We start from the raw sequence: 15,723 nt of genomic DNA, 5'->3' as shown, positions 1-15,723 counted from the left end.
CCCTTAATCTATTTTTTGTTAAAAATCAAACTCATATAATTAACAATTGTATAAATCTTAGCATAGTCCATTCTTGTAGGTCCTATAAAGCTTATACGCCCTACTAGATCTCTACTTATATTATAAGTTGCTGTAACTATACTACAATCTTGCGCTAACTCAAAATCATTATCACTACCAATGATTATATTAACATTATCCTTCTGTATGCCTTTTGACTTGGCCATACTAGATATCATTTCCTTATGTTCTAGCATATGTAAAAATGACTTGGCCTTAAGTACGTCATTAAATTCAGGATAATTAAATATATTAGTTGCTCCACTTAGTGAAATTGATGTATCATCATTGGTATCAAAATTTAGTGCATCTATTAATTCATCTATTAACACTGCATGTTCACTTATTTCATATTTTATAAATGCTATAAGTTTTTCATCTAAATCAACTATACTTTTTCCTGATAATTTTCTAGTTAGATTATCAGAAATTATGTTTAATTTTGATTGATCTAAATGAGTGTTAGTAGCTAAATTTACATTTTTTATATCACCTTTATCTGTAACAACTATTAGTAAAATGTTGTTATCACTCATACTAACTAACTGTATGTGTTTTATAACACTTTGATTGACTAAATTTTTAGTAACAGCTACAGTTGTATAATTAGTAATTTCTGATAATAGCTTAGAAGTCTCATGAATTAAATCTCTTATATCATTAACATTTTTATTTATACAACTTTCTATTAAAATTTTCTCTTCATCACTAAGTTCACTTTGACTCATAAGAGAATCTACATAAAGCTTGTATCCTTTCTCAGATGGAACTCTACCTGCCGAGGTATGTGGCTGGATTAAATATCCTAATTCTTCAAGGTCAGCCATTTCATTCCTTATAGTGGCAGCACTTACACCTAAGTCATGTTTTTTTGATATCGTTCGTGAGCCTACAGCTTCAGCTGTTTCTATATAATCTTTAACTATAGCTTTGAGGATCTTTAATTTTCTTTCATTTAATTCCATCACCTTCACTCCTCGCTGTTAGCACTCACTACTTTCGAGTGCTAAAAAGATTATATATATTATATATCATTTTATTTTATTCTTGTCAACACTTTCTAATTAATTTATAAATTCAACAAATACAGAATTTGATATTTCTCGTCCCTTTTGAGTAAGCTTAATACCTACTTTACTTTCTTTTATTAAGTCTTTATTTTTTAAATCCTTAATTTGCTTATTATATTTATTTTTAAATTCTATATTAAATTCTTTTTTAAAGTCTTCAAAATATATCCCTTCATTCATTCTAAGTCCCATAAATATTTTTTCTTGTATCTTATCTTCTATACTTAAATTTTCTAAATTACTTATAGGTTTTTCATTTTTATCTATCATATTATGATACTCATCTAGATTTTCTACATTATTATATCTACTATTTCCTAGGTATCCAGATGCCCCTGCACCTAACCCTATATAATGATAACACTTCCAATATAGTATATTGTGTCTACACTCTAAACCTGGTTTTGAGTAATTTGATATTTCATATTGATTGTAGCCATTTTGTTTTAGGTAGTTTATTGTGTGATTATACATATTTATATCTGTGTCTTCATCTATAAGTTCAAATTCATTGTTTTCATACATATAATATAATTTTGTGCCTTCTTCTAATATAAGTGAATAAGCTGATATGTGTGATGGATTTAATGAAACAATTTTTTCTAAACTCTCTTTCCATTCATCAATGTTATGATTTGGAAGTGCATACATTAAATCTACATTTATATTATCAAAACCAACATCTAAAGCTTCTTTATAATTTTTTTCAAACTCTTCATATGTATGAATTCTTCCTATTTCTTTTAATTTATTATTTTGTACTGCTTGAAGACCTATGCTTAGTCTATTTACTCCACACTTTTTTATAACCTCTAATTTTTCTCTTGTTAAGGTTCCTGGATTACATTCCATAGTGACTTCAGCATTATCTTTTATATTGAAGTTTTTATAAATATTATTAAATATTTCTTCAATTTCATTAGATGTTAGTATACTTGGAGTTCCTCCCCCTAAAAATATACTACATATTTCTTTTTCATAATCTTCTTTTTCTATATCTTTCTTATAAAATTCCATTTCTTTTTTTAAATCATTTATGTATCTTTTCTTTAAGTTTACATCTAATTTGTATGAATTAAAGTCACAGTAGTTGCATTTACTCACACAAAATGGAATGTGTATATATAATCCTAACATTTACTTTTCTCCTGTTCATATATTAATTACATTATTAATCATATTTTACTATATTATAACAATATCTATGTATTAATGGTTATTATCTATTTAAAAACGCTTCATTGATTTGAAATATATAAAAGGCATCTAACTTTAAAGATGCCTTTTACTTATCTTAATTTAATTTTATAAGAATATACTAGTAAACCAATAAGTGTAACTATTATTCCTCCTAATGAAACTAAGGTCATTGTTATTAACTGATTTATTATAACAAAAAGTCCACCTAGTATAGCAACAATAGGAATAAGAGGGTATAATGGAACCTTGTAAGGTCTTATCATATCTGGCTTTTCTTTTCTAAGCTTAACTACTCCATAAAAAGTAAATATATAAAATACCCATATTATAAATATAGTTAAATCACTTAACAAGTTAAATTGTCCAGATAAAGCATATATACATCCAAGACCTGCTATTAACCAGATGGAATTGTATGGAGAACCGCCTTTATTTAATTTTGAAAACACTTTTGATCCTGGTAATAATCCCTCTTTGGAAAGTACATATGGTATTCTAGGTGCTGTAAGTAAATATCCATTTAGAGCACCAAATACTGATATTAGTATACCTATAGATATTAATTTCCCACCTGTATCTCCAAATATTTTTTGTGCAACAAGTGCAGCTGGAGCTACTGAATTGGCTAGTTCTGATGCTGGTGCTACCCATAAATATGCTAAGTTTATTAGTATATATACAGCCATAACTATTGATAAACCTCCAACTATAGCTAATGGTAAATTTTTTTCTGGACTTTTCATTTCACCGGCTATAGCTCCAACATTTATCCAACCATCATAGGCAAATAATGTAGCTATCAATACTTGTCCTAAAGATCCTATGACAGTAGTTTTAGCTCCTACTAATGGTGTTAATATTGGGTTTCCATTTCCTTTTATAAACCCAAATATTATTATAAGTATTAAAGGTAATAACTTACAGATAGTAGCTACAGTTTGTATAAATCCACCAAAAGATGATCCTACTGTGTTTAGCAACGCTATAAATATTATTATTCCTAAAGATACTGGTAAAACTACTACCATATTTTGTGGACCATAACCCATAAGTTCTGATACCTGTTGCGAAAATATAACTGCAAGCGCTGCAATAGTACCTGGAAAATATAATACCGTTTGCATCCATCCTGTCAAGAATCCTATTTTTTCTCCATATATTTCACTGAGATAAGTCATCATTCCACCAGTTTTAGGTATAGCTGCTGATACTTCAGCTGCAGTTAATCCTGCTGTAATAGTTATAATACCACCTAATATCCATGCTATTATACCAAGACCTGGTGCACCATTGGTTGCCGTGTATATTGCTTGAGGCTTAAAAAATACTCCAGACCCTATAACCATACCAACAACTGTTGAAAGAGCTGCTGATAGTCCTATGGTACTATTAAGCTTATCACTCATATATGTCCTCCTTGTGCTGTTTATATTTATCATCGTTTTGTATACTTTGCATTTTTTAGTATTCCCAAGTTTTTATCTATTATTAGAATTTAGATATGAGGACAGGTTTTACACACGATTTTAGTTAATATAACTTATAATAAAAAAGCCAAAGGAAAAATCCTTTGGCTTTAGCTATTATTCATCTAATTTTAATACTGACATAAATGCCTTTTGAGGAACTTCTACAGATCCGATTTGTCTCATACGTTTCTTACCTTCTTTTTGCTTTTCAAGAAGTTTCTTCTTACGAGATATATCTCCTCCGTAACACTTAGCTAAAACGTCTTTTCTAAGTGCACTTATAGTTTCTCTAGCAACAACTTTATTTCCAACAGCTGCTTGTATAGGAACTGCAAACTGATGTCTTGGTATTTCATTTTTTAATTTTTCACACATAGCTTTACCTCTTGGATAAGCACGAGATTCATGTACTATAAAGCTAAGTGCATCTACTTGCTCTTTATTTATTAATATATCAAGCTTAACAAGTTTAGAAGGAGTGTATCCCTTAATTTCATAATCTAAAGATCCATATCCTCTTGTTCTAGACTTTAATGCATCAAAGAAATCGTAAACAACTTCATTTAGTGGTAAATCATAGTGGAGCATAACTCTCTTTTCATCTATGTATTCCATATTTATCATTGTTCCACGTCTTTCTTGACAAAGCTCCATAACAGTACCAACATAATCTTTAGGAACTATTATATCACCTTTAACGATTGGCTCTTCTATCATATTTATTTCTGATGGTTCTGGTAAGTTTGTTGGATTTTGTATCATTACAACTTCCCCATCATTTTTAGTAACTCTGTATATAACAGATGGTGCTGTTGTTACTAAGTTTAAGTCATATTCTCTTTCTAGTCTTTCTTGGATTATTTCCATATGAAGTAGACCTAAGAACCCACATCTAAATCCAAATCCTAATGCAGCTGAAGTTTCAGCCTCAAATTCCAGCGCTGCATCATTTATTTGCATTTTTTCTAATGCATCTCTTACATTTTCGTACTTTTCACCTTCACCTGGATATATACCACAGTAAACCATTGGAGTAGCTTTTTTGTATCCTGGCATAGGTTCATCAGTTGGATTATTTGCATCTGTTATTGTATCACCAACTTGACAACTTCTTATATCCTTTATACTTGCAGCTATGTATCCAACATCTCCTGCAGCTAACTCATCAAGTTCTCTTTGACCAGGAGCCATAACACCAACTTCAGTTACCTCAAACTTTTTGTTAGTATTCATCATTTTTATAGTCATACCTTTTTTAACAGTTCCTTCATAAACTCTAACATACGCTACAACACCTTTATATGCATCGTAATATGAGTCAAATATTAAAGCTTTTAAAGGAGCATCTTTATCACCTTGTGGTGCTGGTACTTTTTCTACTATGGCTTCTAATACATCTTCTATATTTAAACCACTTTTAGCTGATATTAAAGGTGCATCACTTGCATCAAGTCCTATTATATCTTCTATTTCTGTCTTTATTTCATCTGGTCTAGCACTTGGAAGGTCTATCTTATTTATAACTGGTAGTATTTCTAAATCTTGATCTAACGCTAAATAAACATTAGCTAATGTTTGAGCTTCAACACCTTGTGCTGCATCCACTACTAATAATGCACCTTCACAAGCTGCTAAACTTCTTGATACCTCATAGTTAAAGTCAACATGACCTGGAGTATCTATAAGATTTAAATAATATTCATTTCCATCCTTAGCCTTATAAACTAACCTAATATTTTGTAACTTTATAGTGATTCCTCTTTCTCTTTCAAGATCCATATTATCTAGTAATTGATCTTTCATTTCTCTTTCACTAACAAGTCCAGTTTTTTGTATTAATCTATCTGCTAAGGTAGACTTACCGTGGTCTATATGTGCTATTATACTAAAGTTTCTAGTTCTACTTTGTTTACTGTCCACCTTTATTCCTCCTTTTTAATACTTAAAAATTTTATTCTTATTTATCATAACTTTTATTTTATAATATATCCGCATTTATGTAAATAATAAGGACAAAAAATAAGACTTAAGTGCCTATAAGTCTTATTTTTTACTATATATTAAGTTGAGAGATTAGTTTTTTAGTCTTATCTGAAAGTATCTCTAACTTATTTTCTATAAATTTTTGTAAATCTTTAATATTTTCTTCTATATTATATGTATCCTCACCTAACATACTTTTGGCACTTTGATTTATTGTAAATATACATATAAATAAATTTGCAGTCATAAGCAGTATAAATAGTACTTTGCTTATGAATTTTCTTTTTCTTTTCTTTATTTTTTTTTGTATATTTCTTTCAACTCTACTCATACTTCAAGTCTACTTCTTTTCTTTAAAATATTCGTCTAGTACATTAGCTATATATTTTACACTATTTTGAGCCTGTTCTAAGGTTGTCCCATTACTTCCTACTTCTATAAGAATATGATTATCAGCTACATACTGGTTAAACTTACCATATGGTTTTTCTATTACTGGTAAAACTAAATCTGGGTACTTTTTCTTTGCAAAATTTGTAATATCATTAGCTAGTGCTCTTACTTCTTTTACATTTGGGTTTCTTTGTCCAACTACAAATAAAAACTTAGCTACTTCTTCACCATTATAATTAGCAACCATTCTATTAGTTTCTTTATCTTTTTTTGCCTGTGTATCTAATGTTCTAGCATCTCTATGTAAGTCAATGGCTATATCTATGCTATTTTGTTCACTCATTATGCTATTTATAGTTTTTAGACTATTTGAATAAGATGAGTTATAATCTGGAAAATCATGATACTTTGTACTATGAACTATACCCCATCCTTTTTTATTTAATTCTTCTGTTAAAAGACTTCCAACAGATACTATCGACTTATTATTATCTTGGCATCTATAATTATTTTCTGGAGAATCTGAATAACTTTCAGATGCATGAGAATGATATATCATCATTGTTGGTTTTTCTCTTGTTATCCTTATATTGTTAGTGTAATTTGATGCTATTTCATTTGAAGCTTCCTTACTTTCTTCTTCATCACTATTATTTTCTTCCTTTATAGTAGGTATATTTTCTTCTCCTATAAAGAATTCTATATATTCTTCATCTTTACTAGTGCTTTCTTTTTTTTCATCTTCTTTTACTTCTTCTTTAGCCTCTGGATACGATGAATTAACTAAAAATTTTAGGAAATCATCTTTACTTATGGCATATGAGACCGTTGGTAAAATACAAATTAACACACATGACACAATAGATGTCTTAATGCGTTTATTAAACATATTTTCTCCTCCTTACTTGGTTATCCTCCCTGGATGAAGAGACCTATTTAAGCCCTCGCTTATTATTATAGATAGATTTTCTATTGTTTCGTCTATATCTTTTGGTGTAACTATAAGATTTTTATCATATGGTTCTAATGATTCTTTAATAAGATGATACTTTTCTTCTTCTTTAAGCGTTTTTAACATATTATAGAAGTTATCTGCGCCCTCTGATTGATTTATAAGATTATCTATTGCTAAATCTAGTACATCACTAGTTAATGTAGCTGCATCTACTACTGTTGGAACTCCAATCGCTATAACATCTACGCCTAGATATTCTTTATTTAAAGCTTTTCTTTTATTTCCAACTCCCCCTCCAGGAGATATTCCTGCTGTTGATATTTGAATAGTTTGATTTACTCTTTCCATTTTTCTAGATGCTAATGCATCTATTGCTATAACTCTATCTGGTTTTATTCTATCCACTAATGACTTTACAGTTTCACTTGTTTCTATACCAGTAAGTCCCATTACTCCAGGGCTCAGAGCTGATACTTCTGTAAAATCATCATCGTAATCTTTATTGTAATTTTTAAATATATGTCTTGTTACTAACGTCTTAGAGACTGATTTAGGACCTAAAGCATCTGATGTTATATTCCAATTTCCTAACCCTATAACTAATGTTTTTTTAGTTTTGTCAGTCCCTAATATATCTACAAGTTCATCTTTTAAGTATGTTATAACCTCTTCTCTTGATTCATCATCATCAAACTTCATTAAATTGCTTTCTAATGTTACATATTTTCCTATTCCTTTATTCATTATTTCTGCGCCTTGTTCATTTATAATCTCAACTATTGTTACTGTTGCATTGTCTAATTCTTTTTTATCTAATTTAACTCCAGGTATTTCTTTTGGTTCTTGGCTTTCCTGAACTACTTCACTTGCTTCTAGCGCTAAATCTGTTCTTATATTAATCATACTAAACCTCCAGGTGTAATTTAAATGATACTTATAATTGTTGACAGTTTTTAGCATTTTAAAACCAAATCATATTTAAAAAGTTTAAATTTATAAATCTCTGAATATTTAATTTGGATGTTGTAAATTATTTTTATATAGGTTATAATCTAAAAAGTCAAAACAAAAAGATATTATAAACTTATAAATAATTATCCTTGATTTTTAGATTTATTTCTGTTAAAATCTAATATGTTGACGATGAATAAGATAATAAAGTAAACGAGGGGGTGAACCACGGTGGCAAACATAAAATCAGCTAAGAAGAGAATAAAAGTTATCGAAAAGAAAACTGCTTTAAATAGAGCTAGAAAATCTCAAGTTAAAACTGCAATAAGAAGATTCGAAGAAGCTGTTACTGCAGGAAACAGAGAGGAAGCTACTCAAAGATTCCAATTCGCTCAAAAGAAGATACAACAAGTAGCTTCAAAAGGAACTATACACAAGAACGCTGCAGCTAGAAAAGTTGCTAAGTTAGCTCAAAAGTTAAACGGAATGAACGCTTAATTAACCGTTTAAGTATAGATTTAAACCCTTGATTTACTTCAAGGGTTTTTGTTTTGCTCAAAGTACAAAATTCCCTTCTATAATTTTACCAACACATACACTAAAAAATATATATAAATAAAAAATGAACTCTATTTAGAGCTCATTTATATTACATTATTAAATTCTCTTTTACAATATTTACTAACAAGCATCTCTACTGCTAATGTATCCCTAATTAATCCATTTTTTATCTTGTAATCACATTCTAATATATAATTTAACATATCTATTATTATTTCATCTGAAAAGTTTCTACCTTGTTTTATAGCCTTCGTAGCTACAAATGGGTGAATTTTCAATTTTTCAGCTATTACTTTTGATGTGTACCCATCACTTTGTAATTTTCTTGATTGTACTACCACCTTAAACTGTCTTGCTATCATAGAAAATATCCCTAAAACAGATTCACCTTCATTTATCATATCGTTTAATATTTTCATGGCATTAGATGAATTTTTTTCGCCTATATAATCTATTAACTTAAATATATCATTTTCTACCTTCTTTTGAGAAAGTTTATCTATTACTTCCCTACTTACAACATTTCCTTTTCCTACAAATGAACTTATTTTATTTATTTCATTTTCTAAATCCGATAATGTTTTTTCGCTACTTTTATCTCTATATCCTTCTTGTTCTATAAAATACATTATCTCAGAGTTCTCTACTATTACATTATTAAGTTCAAACTTTTTTCTGACCCATTTAAATAAATCCATATCAGATAATTTATCACAATTAAATACTATGCCTTTTTTATCTATCTTTTTAACTAATGACTTTCTTTTATCTATATCTCCATAAACTATAAAAACTAAAACAGTTGTATCAGGTATATTATCTATGTGTTCTATAAAATACTTTTCATCACTATCGCTAAAGTTCTTCTTTTTGCCTTTTAATAGTTCAAAATCCTTTACTATTACTATTTTTTTATCATCCATAAAAGGGAGTGTCTCTATAGAACTTATAATCTGATCTATAGTAGTTTCTCTTCCATCTATTATATCTAAATTAAAATCAAGCATTCCTTCGCTTAAACTTTCTTTAAATACTTTTATTGCATTTTCTATTAAATAATATTCTTTTCCATAAAAAAGATATACATTTTCAAAGTTTCTATTTTTAATATTGCCTATAATATCCTTGTAATTCATTTGCCTGCTCCTTCATAACTTTCATTTCTTTATCTATCATATATGAAAAAACTACAACATAGTAAATTATTACATATATTAAATTTGGATTTACAATCTCTAAATATAAAAAATCCAACTCACTTATTTTATTTAATATATTGTATATATTATCTATTATAATATTATTAAAATACGCTATAAGCTTAGAAATACCCATGTTTACATTAAATAAAATTACACTTACAATACTCATATACATAATAATACCTATAAAAGGAACTATTATAATATTACTAATTATTGAGCTTATTGGTATTCCCTTAAAATTATAATATATAATCGGTAATGTTAATATATTTGATGCTATAGTTATTGAAACTAAACTCATATTGATGCTTTTATTTATATATCCGTAAAAGTATATTATAGACAATGTAGAAAGAAAAGACAATTGGAAACTTATATTATATATAACATATGGGTTATTTATTACTAAAAATATGCCTATTAATGATAATGTACTTATACCATCTCTCTTCCTATCAGTAAATATGGATAAGTATAATATAACAGTAAAAAATATAGCTCTAATTATAGATGGTGATTTATCAATCATCATAGAGTAAAGTGTTAGTAGAGATATAAGTATTATTAACTTATAATACTTATTAATTCTGCCTATTAAAATTGCTATAAAAATACATAAAATCCCCGTATGAAGTCCTGATATAGCAATTATATGACTTGTTCCTGTTCTTGAAAAAACTTCTTTTTGCTCACTAGTCATTTCATATTTTTCACCTAATATCAAAGAATTTATAAAATCAGAATTAACTTTATATAAATATCTAGTTGTACTTCTTATATGTACTTTTAATCTTCCTAAATATTTATAAATCTTACTTTCGCCTATAACTTTATAATCATTTAAATTTATTACACCTTCATATCCATTACTTTTCAAGTACTTACCATAATCAAAATCATCAAACTTCATACTATTTAGAGAATTAAATTTTCCACTTACATTTACTTTTAATCCTACCATAATATTTTTTCTCTTAGTATAATCCCTTACTAAGAATTTATCTATTATGTATTCATCGTATTTCTTTTTTGTTTTTTTATCTTTAACTATACCTATTAAATTTATATTAGATTTATCCTCATAAACATCTTCGTAAAAAATATTAGTTATAAAATATGACACTATTAATACTAATATAAATACTATAAGAAGTGGTCTTCTCATATTTCCTCCTGCTAGTTTTTATCTTGATTATATTCAAATTTTATAATTTATAAACTATATATCATTTATAATTGAAAGTGTATTTAAGGTATTTCATACAATAAAAAAGATGCCATTTGGCATCTTTTATACATATTCATTTATATAATTATATTTCTTATTAAACATAGTTTTAAACAGCTTTATAACATTATCACTAGCTTTATTATTGTTTATAATTAAAGCATCTTCTATATCTATATAAGAAAATCCTAGCTGAGTCATTGTGTTTATATCAAATTTAACATCAGCTTCAGATTCTATTTTTTCAACATAAATCCTTTTATTTTCTAATTTTATATTAAATATTCCATTATTTTCTTTTATAAATTTATCTTCAATCTCTATATTAGTATTTAAGCTTAAATCACTTTCTATATTTAAACTTTCTAAATATCCTTTTAAATTTATTATTCTTCCCATCATAAAAGGCTTAATTTTTATATCTGACGTTTTAGGATTATCTAGTATAAATCTTATCTTATCATTAATAGGAGCTGATATGGTCACTTTTTTACATTGTGTATTATGATTATATATAAACTTAAGCATAGTTTTTAGAGAATCTATATTTTTATAATATATTTCTCTTACAAACATATTATCTCCATTTAAAAAATATATTATATATCCTTTTGCTTTTTCATCTTCATGAATATATATATGACCATTTTCACTTTTTACTTCTTTAAATAAGTTTTCATAATATGCTTGATCTCTTTCTATATTTCCATTTATATCCTTAAGGAAAGAATTGCTTATATTTATTAAATCTTTAATGTTAGAATCTTTTGCTTTTATCATCTTTCCTTTTATTTTAAAACTCTTTAATTCTTCTACATCTAAGTTATATTCTATTTGATCATAGCATTGTTCATATCCATATTTTCTATATAATCTATAATCAATAGGCATTAATATAGATACAAATTGACCTTTATTATACATCTCATTAAGAGAAAATTCCATGATATTTTTCATATATCCCATTCCTCTTGCTTCTGGGAATGTTGATACTCCTACAACATATGATGTATCATATATCTTGTTATTTAATATTAATTTATACTGGTTTAATTGAAGAGAAGAAACTATATTTCCATCTTCTTCTATGACAACTGTATTATAATTTTTATATTTATAATTAAAGTAGTAATCTACGAAACATTCTTCATCATTAAAACAATAATTCCATATATCTTTTATACTATCTATATCATTGTCTTTGGCATATCTTATATTCATATTATTTCTCCCTAACAGTATACTTTTCAACAAATCTACATGGGTGATATGATAATTTAGCTTTTCTAAGACCTTCTATCCCCATATCTTCTTCTCTATTTACAAATTCTACATCTGGAAATTCATTTACTATAAATTGTTGATTTATATAAGGATATAATCCTCTTATATCTGGATTTGCTTTTTCTATATGAACTAGTGCCATGTTTTTATTTAAAAGTTCTCCTATTGTAAATGCCTCTAACTTTCCATCTACATATATACCAGCTATTTTTACTCTATCTTTTAGTATGTCATAACTATCAAATATTTTTTTTATTCCTATTAACTCCTCATCCATACCTTCATCAAATTCATTTTGTTCTTCCTTATTCATACTCCACTCTTTTAGTAAATTTAAACACTCCCCAAAGTTTTCTTTATCTAAAAGCTTATATTCAAATCTTCCTTCATATTCCTTTAAGAAGTAATTTATATGATTTCTCTTCTTTTGATTTTTTCTTCCTCCTAAAGTCCTTAAGCTTTCTCCTTCATATACATAGTCAAATAAATCTCTTTCCTCTATATATTCAAATCTATCTTTGAAATCTTCTTGAAGTGCTTCTATTACTTCTTTTGTTACACCCCTTAAATAAATTTTCTTATTTTCCTTTTCAAAATATTCTATAACAAAGTCTATAACTTTGTTTAAATTTTCTTTTTTAGTTAATGGTAATATAGAGAAACTATCTCCTTCGTATTCACCAACTAATACTGCAAAATCTTCTTGTGTATAATAACTTGTTTTATAAACATGTTGCCACATATATAATGTAGCAAAACAATATTCACACGCTTCATAATCTACCAAATCAAAATATGGATCTAATTCCTTTTTTGCATTTATATCTATTTCTTTAAAAAACATAACTTCCTCCTGTTTACTATCTTCTGTATAATTTTAATTTTCATACTTTTATCTATGTATAACTTTAAATTTCTTTAAAAATTTCTAAAGTTGAATTTTTCTTTAATTTTTTGTTTAGAATCTTAACATAATAATCAATATTAACTTATATTACCCATATTATATTTTAATAAACATTTAAGTGAGGTGGTTTATCACTTGAGAAATATAATTCTCTCTATAATACTTATTATAATATCATTTTTATTTGGTTGTGACAAAGTTTCTCATTTAAAAATTCATATTATCGATGTTGGACAAGGCGATAGCATTCTAATTCAAACACCACATAATAAAAATATCTTAGTTGACGGCGGAAATGAAGATAGCGATAGCATAGTCAAAAGATATCTAAAAAAACAAAATGTAGATGTTGTAGACTATTTAATAGTTACGCACCATGATTCAGACCATATCGGAGGTCTTGATAACATAATTAATAATTTCGAAGTTAAATCTATTTATATGCCTGAATATAAACATGATTCAACATCCTACTCAAACTTAATATCAGCATGTTCTAAAAAAAATCTATCTATAAATTACCTATATAAAAATGATACTTTGCATATAGACAATAATATAATTTTATCAGTCTTAAGCCCTTCCTTTATACAAAAAGATAGCAATTTAAACTCTATAGTATTTAAGCTATCTTATCTAGACAAATCATTTTTATTTACTGGTGATGCTGAAGAACCAAATGAAATTGATATTGTAAATTCATTTGATATTAGTGATATAGATTTTTTAAAGGTAGGTCATCACGGTAGCAGCTCTTCAACTAGTGATTTGTTCTTAGATGAAATTAATCCAGATATAGCTGTTATATCCTGTGGCTATAAAAACCAGTATGGACATCCTCACAGAAATATATTAGAAAATCTTTCTAATAAAAATACCCTAGTTTACAGAACTGACATTTTAGGTGATATTGTTTTTTATAGTGATGGAGACATTATCTACACTAAAAATAACTACGAATATAATACACATAAATAATATAACAATACATTATGTTTATATGTATTAATAACTTTTTAGTAACTATATAATTTTATTCTTCACAAGTTATATGTTGATTGCTCCACTCTATCATTTGTGCCATTACATTTAAAAGTGCTAATCCTGACTCACTGAGATAATACGTAGATTCTACAGTATTTTTTATTGATTTTTTATCATTTATAATAATATTATTTTCTATTAGTAGATCTAATTGTTGGATTAGCATTTTTTTGCTGCATTTATTCATCTTCCTTTGCAAATCACCAAATCTTACTTTATTATCTTGTATAGCCCATATGATTCCTCCAACCCATTTTTTACCTAATATACTAGCTAGCGCTTCAACAGGGCAATCATATACCATATCACTTATATTGTACATTTTTCGTCCTCCTTATTAACCCTTCGTATATATTAAGTTATAATATTATTTCTATTTTGTCCAATTTTAATCTTTTAATTTTTGCTTGAATTTATTTTAAGTATTATCTCTTTAAATTTTTTAACAAATTATAAGTTTTTAAATAATAAAAAAACCTATGGATAAATGAATAAATTTTACCATAGGTTTTTTATTATTTCTGCAAACTCATTTGATTTATTCTCAATTTATCTAAGTGAGATATTGCACTTGATACCGCCATTTGCCCTTCTCCTGCTGACTTTAGATATTGATATGGCTTACCTGCACAATCTCCAGCTGCATATAATCCTTCTATATTAGTCTTCATTTCTCTATCTACTTTTATATGAGGTCCTTCAACTTCTAATCCTGGTACCATATAACCTGGTGATACACTATCTTTTATAATAAATATTCCATCTACACATAATTCTGTATTTTTTAGAACTAGCTTATTAACTGTCTTTTCTCCTTTTACTTCTAAAGGTCTATCATTAATTATTTCTATAGATGAATCTAGTGCATTAGTTAATTTATACATTGGTATATAATATACTTTTGAAGCTATTTCACTCAAGAAGTTTGCATCTTCTTCTCCTTCATGATTATACCCTACCACTGCAACTATTTTATCTCTATATAATCCAGCATCACAAGTTGCGCAATATCCTACACCTTTTCCTAGATATTCTTCTTCACCTTTTATCTTTTGTCCATATTGTACACCTGTAGCAATTATAACAGTTGCTGACTCATACATTTTGTCTCCAACTGCTAAAACAAAATAACCACCCATGTCATATACATTATTAATTCTTTCCTCTGTTATTTCTATTCCCATTTCTTCTATGTGGGCTTTAAATCTATCTCTTAATTCTTTTCCACTAACATCATAAATACCTAAATAATTGTCTATAGATGGAGCTTTTATAAGTTTATCACTTCCATTTCTATTTCCAAATACAATTATATTTTTATTTCTTATTTTAGCATTTAATGCAGCAGCCATACCTGCTGGTCCACTACCTACTATTGCTATATCATATCTCACATTACTCACCTTCTTATAT

At 27.2% G+C, this 15,723-nt stretch carries 15 protein-coding genes; 2 read left to right on the top strand and 13 right to left on the bottom strand.

The genetic code is table 11. The features are described from left to right. Positions 1 to 8 precede the first annotated feature (8 nt). The 7 genes from hrcA to gpr form a co-directional block, all read right to left on the bottom strand. On the bottom strand, positions 9 to 1,025 hold the full coding sequence (gene hrcA, locus I4U89_RS00625) for a heat-inducible transcriptional repressor HrcA (protein ID WP_092927166.1): 1,017 nt from the start codon (positions 1,023 to 1,025) through the stop codon (positions 9 to 11). 99 nt (positions 1,026 to 1,124) lie between these two features. Further along, the gene (gene hemW / locus I4U89_RS00620) at positions 1,125 to 2,267 is read right to left on the bottom strand and encodes a radical SAM family heme chaperone HemW (protein WP_195937759.1); all 1,143 of its coding nucleotides are present in this window, start codon (positions 2,265 to 2,267) and stop codon (positions 1,125 to 1,127) included. A 152-nt stretch (positions 2,268 to 2,419) separates the two neighbouring features. Continuing rightward, complete coding sequence (locus tag I4U89_RS00615) at positions 2,420 to 3,736, bottom strand: APC family permease (protein ID WP_195937758.1); 1,317 nt, start codon at positions 3,734 to 3,736, stop codon at positions 2,420 to 2,422. 177 nt (positions 3,737 to 3,913) lie between these two features. After that, entirely contained in the window at positions 3,914 to 5,719 is a 1,806-nt protein-coding gene (gene lepA / locus I4U89_RS00610) for a translation elongation factor 4 (protein WP_166504910.1), read from the bottom strand. Positions 5,720 to 5,852: 133 nt separating this feature from the next. Further along, positions 5,853 to 6,113, bottom strand: coding sequence for a hypothetical protein (locus I4U89_RS00605; RefSeq protein WP_092927173.1), 261 nt, complete (start codon positions 6,111 to 6,113; stop codon positions 5,853 to 5,855). A gap of 9 nt (positions 6,114 to 6,122) precedes the next feature. Then, a complete protein-coding gene (gene spoIIP, locus I4U89_RS00600; protein WP_195937757.1) occupies positions 6,123 to 7,064 on the bottom strand; it encodes a stage II sporulation protein P in 942 nt (313 codons plus the stop codon). 12 nt (positions 7,065 to 7,076) lie between these two features. Beyond that, complete coding sequence (gene gpr, locus I4U89_RS00595; protein ID WP_092927177.1) at positions 7,077 to 8,033, bottom strand: GPR endopeptidase; 957 nt, start codon at positions 8,031 to 8,033, stop codon at positions 7,077 to 7,079. A gap of 279 nt (positions 8,034 to 8,312) precedes the next feature. On the opposite strand from gpr, the gene rpsT reads away from it, so the two are divergent. Then, positions 8,313 to 8,579 (top strand): 30S ribosomal protein S20, encoded by a 267-nt coding sequence (rpsT, locus tag I4U89_RS00590; protein ID WP_092927179.1) that lies wholly within the window; start codon positions 8,313 to 8,315, stop codon positions 8,577 to 8,579. A 146-nt stretch (positions 8,580 to 8,725) separates the two neighbouring features. On the opposite strand, the gene holA is transcribed toward rpsT, so the two are convergent. From holA to I4U89_RS00570, 4 genes are all read right to left on the bottom strand, one after another. Then, positions 8,726 to 9,778 carry a DNA polymerase III subunit delta gene (holA, locus tag I4U89_RS00585; RefSeq protein ID WP_195937756.1) on the bottom strand — a complete coding sequence of 351 codons (1,053 nt, stop codon included), beginning with the start codon at positions 9,776 to 9,778 and terminating at the stop codon, positions 8,726 to 8,728. Beyond that, the gene (locus I4U89_RS00580; protein WP_195937755.1) at positions 9,747 to 11,012 is read right to left on the bottom strand and encodes a ComEC/Rec2 family competence protein; all 1,266 of its coding nucleotides are present in this window, start codon (positions 11,010 to 11,012) and stop codon (positions 9,747 to 9,749) included. Before I4U89_RS00580 ends, holA begins: the two co-directional genes overlap by 32 nt. A 126-nt stretch (positions 11,013 to 11,138) precedes the next feature. Further along, positions 11,139 to 12,296 (bottom strand): GNAT family N-acetyltransferase, encoded by a 1,158-nt coding sequence (locus tag I4U89_RS00575; protein ID WP_195937754.1) that lies wholly within the window; start codon positions 12,294 to 12,296, stop codon positions 11,139 to 11,141. A gap of 1 nt (position 12,297) precedes the next feature. Next, on the bottom strand, positions 12,298 to 13,203 hold the full coding sequence (locus tag I4U89_RS00570) for a DUF2156 domain-containing protein (protein WP_195937753.1): 906 nt from the start codon (positions 13,201 to 13,203) through the stop codon (positions 12,298 to 12,300). Positions 13,204 to 13,401: 198 nt separating this feature from the next. Between I4U89_RS00570 and I4U89_RS00565 the strand changes: the two genes are divergently transcribed. Next, positions 13,402 to 14,244, top strand: a complete 843-nt coding sequence (locus I4U89_RS00565; protein WP_195937752.1) for a ComEC/Rec2 family competence protein — start codon at positions 13,402 to 13,404, stop codon at positions 14,242 to 14,244. 55 nt (positions 14,245 to 14,299) lie between these two features. Here the strand turns inward: I4U89_RS00565 and I4U89_RS00560 are convergent, their stop codons facing one another. Further along, on the bottom strand, positions 14,300 to 14,632 hold the full coding sequence (locus tag I4U89_RS00560) for a winged helix-turn-helix transcriptional regulator (RefSeq protein WP_195937751.1): 333 nt from the start codon (positions 14,630 to 14,632) through the stop codon (positions 14,300 to 14,302). 193 nt (positions 14,633 to 14,825) lie between these two features. Then, on the bottom strand, positions 14,826 to 15,704 hold the full coding sequence (locus tag I4U89_RS00555; RefSeq protein ID WP_195937750.1) for an NAD(P)/FAD-dependent oxidoreductase: 879 nt from the start codon (positions 15,702 to 15,704) through the stop codon (positions 14,826 to 14,828). Positions 15,705 to 15,723 lie beyond the last annotated feature (19 nt).

It is taken from the genome of Romboutsia sp. 1001713B170131_170501_G6, from assembly GCF_015668195.1.
In the GTDB taxonomy this organism is placed as follows: domain Bacteria; phylum Bacillota; class Clostridia; order Peptostreptococcales; family Peptostreptococcaceae; genus Romboutsia_C.
This window is presented reverse-complemented; position numbering and strand designations above follow the sequence as displayed.

Bases quoted from the DNA above. Each gene is read 5' to 3' on its own strand.
- hrcA (WP_092927166.1), bottom strand. From the start codon at position 1,025: ATGGAATTAAATGAAAGAAAATTAAAGATCCTCAAAGCTATAGTTAAA.
- hemW (WP_195937759.1), bottom strand. From the start codon at position 2,267: ATGTTAGGATTATATATACACATTCCATTTTGTGTGAGTAAATGCAAC.
- I4U89_RS00615 (WP_195937758.1), bottom strand. From the start codon at position 3,736: ATGAGTGATAAGCTTAATAGTACCATAGGACTATCAGCAGCTCTTTCA.
- I4U89_RS00605 (WP_092927173.1), bottom strand. From the start codon at position 6,113: ATGAGTAGAGTTGAAAGAAATATACAAAAAAAAATAAAGAAAAGAAAA.
- spoIIP (WP_195937757.1), bottom strand. From the start codon at position 7,064: ATGTTTAATAAACGCATTAAGACATCTATTGTGTCATGTGTGTTAATT.
- gpr (WP_092927177.1), bottom strand. From the start codon at position 8,033: ATGATTAATATAAGAACAGATTTAGCGCTAGAAGCAAGTGAAGTAGTT.
- holA (WP_195937756.1), bottom strand. From the start codon at position 9,778: ATGAATTACAAGGATATTATAGGCAATATTAAAAATAGAAACTTTGAA.
- I4U89_RS00580 (WP_195937755.1), bottom strand. From the start codon at position 11,012: ATGAGAAGACCACTTCTTATAGTATTTATATTAGTATTAATAGTGTCA.
- I4U89_RS00575 (WP_195937754.1), bottom strand. From the start codon at position 12,296: ATGAATATAAGATATGCCAAAGACAATGATATAGATAGTATAAAAGAT.
- I4U89_RS00570 (WP_195937753.1), bottom strand. From the start codon at position 13,203: ATGTTTTTTAAAGAAATAGATATAAATGCAAAAAAGGAATTAGATCCA.
- I4U89_RS00560 (WP_195937751.1), bottom strand. From the start codon at position 14,632: ATGTACAATATAAGTGATATGGTATATGATTGCCCTGTTGAAGCGCTA.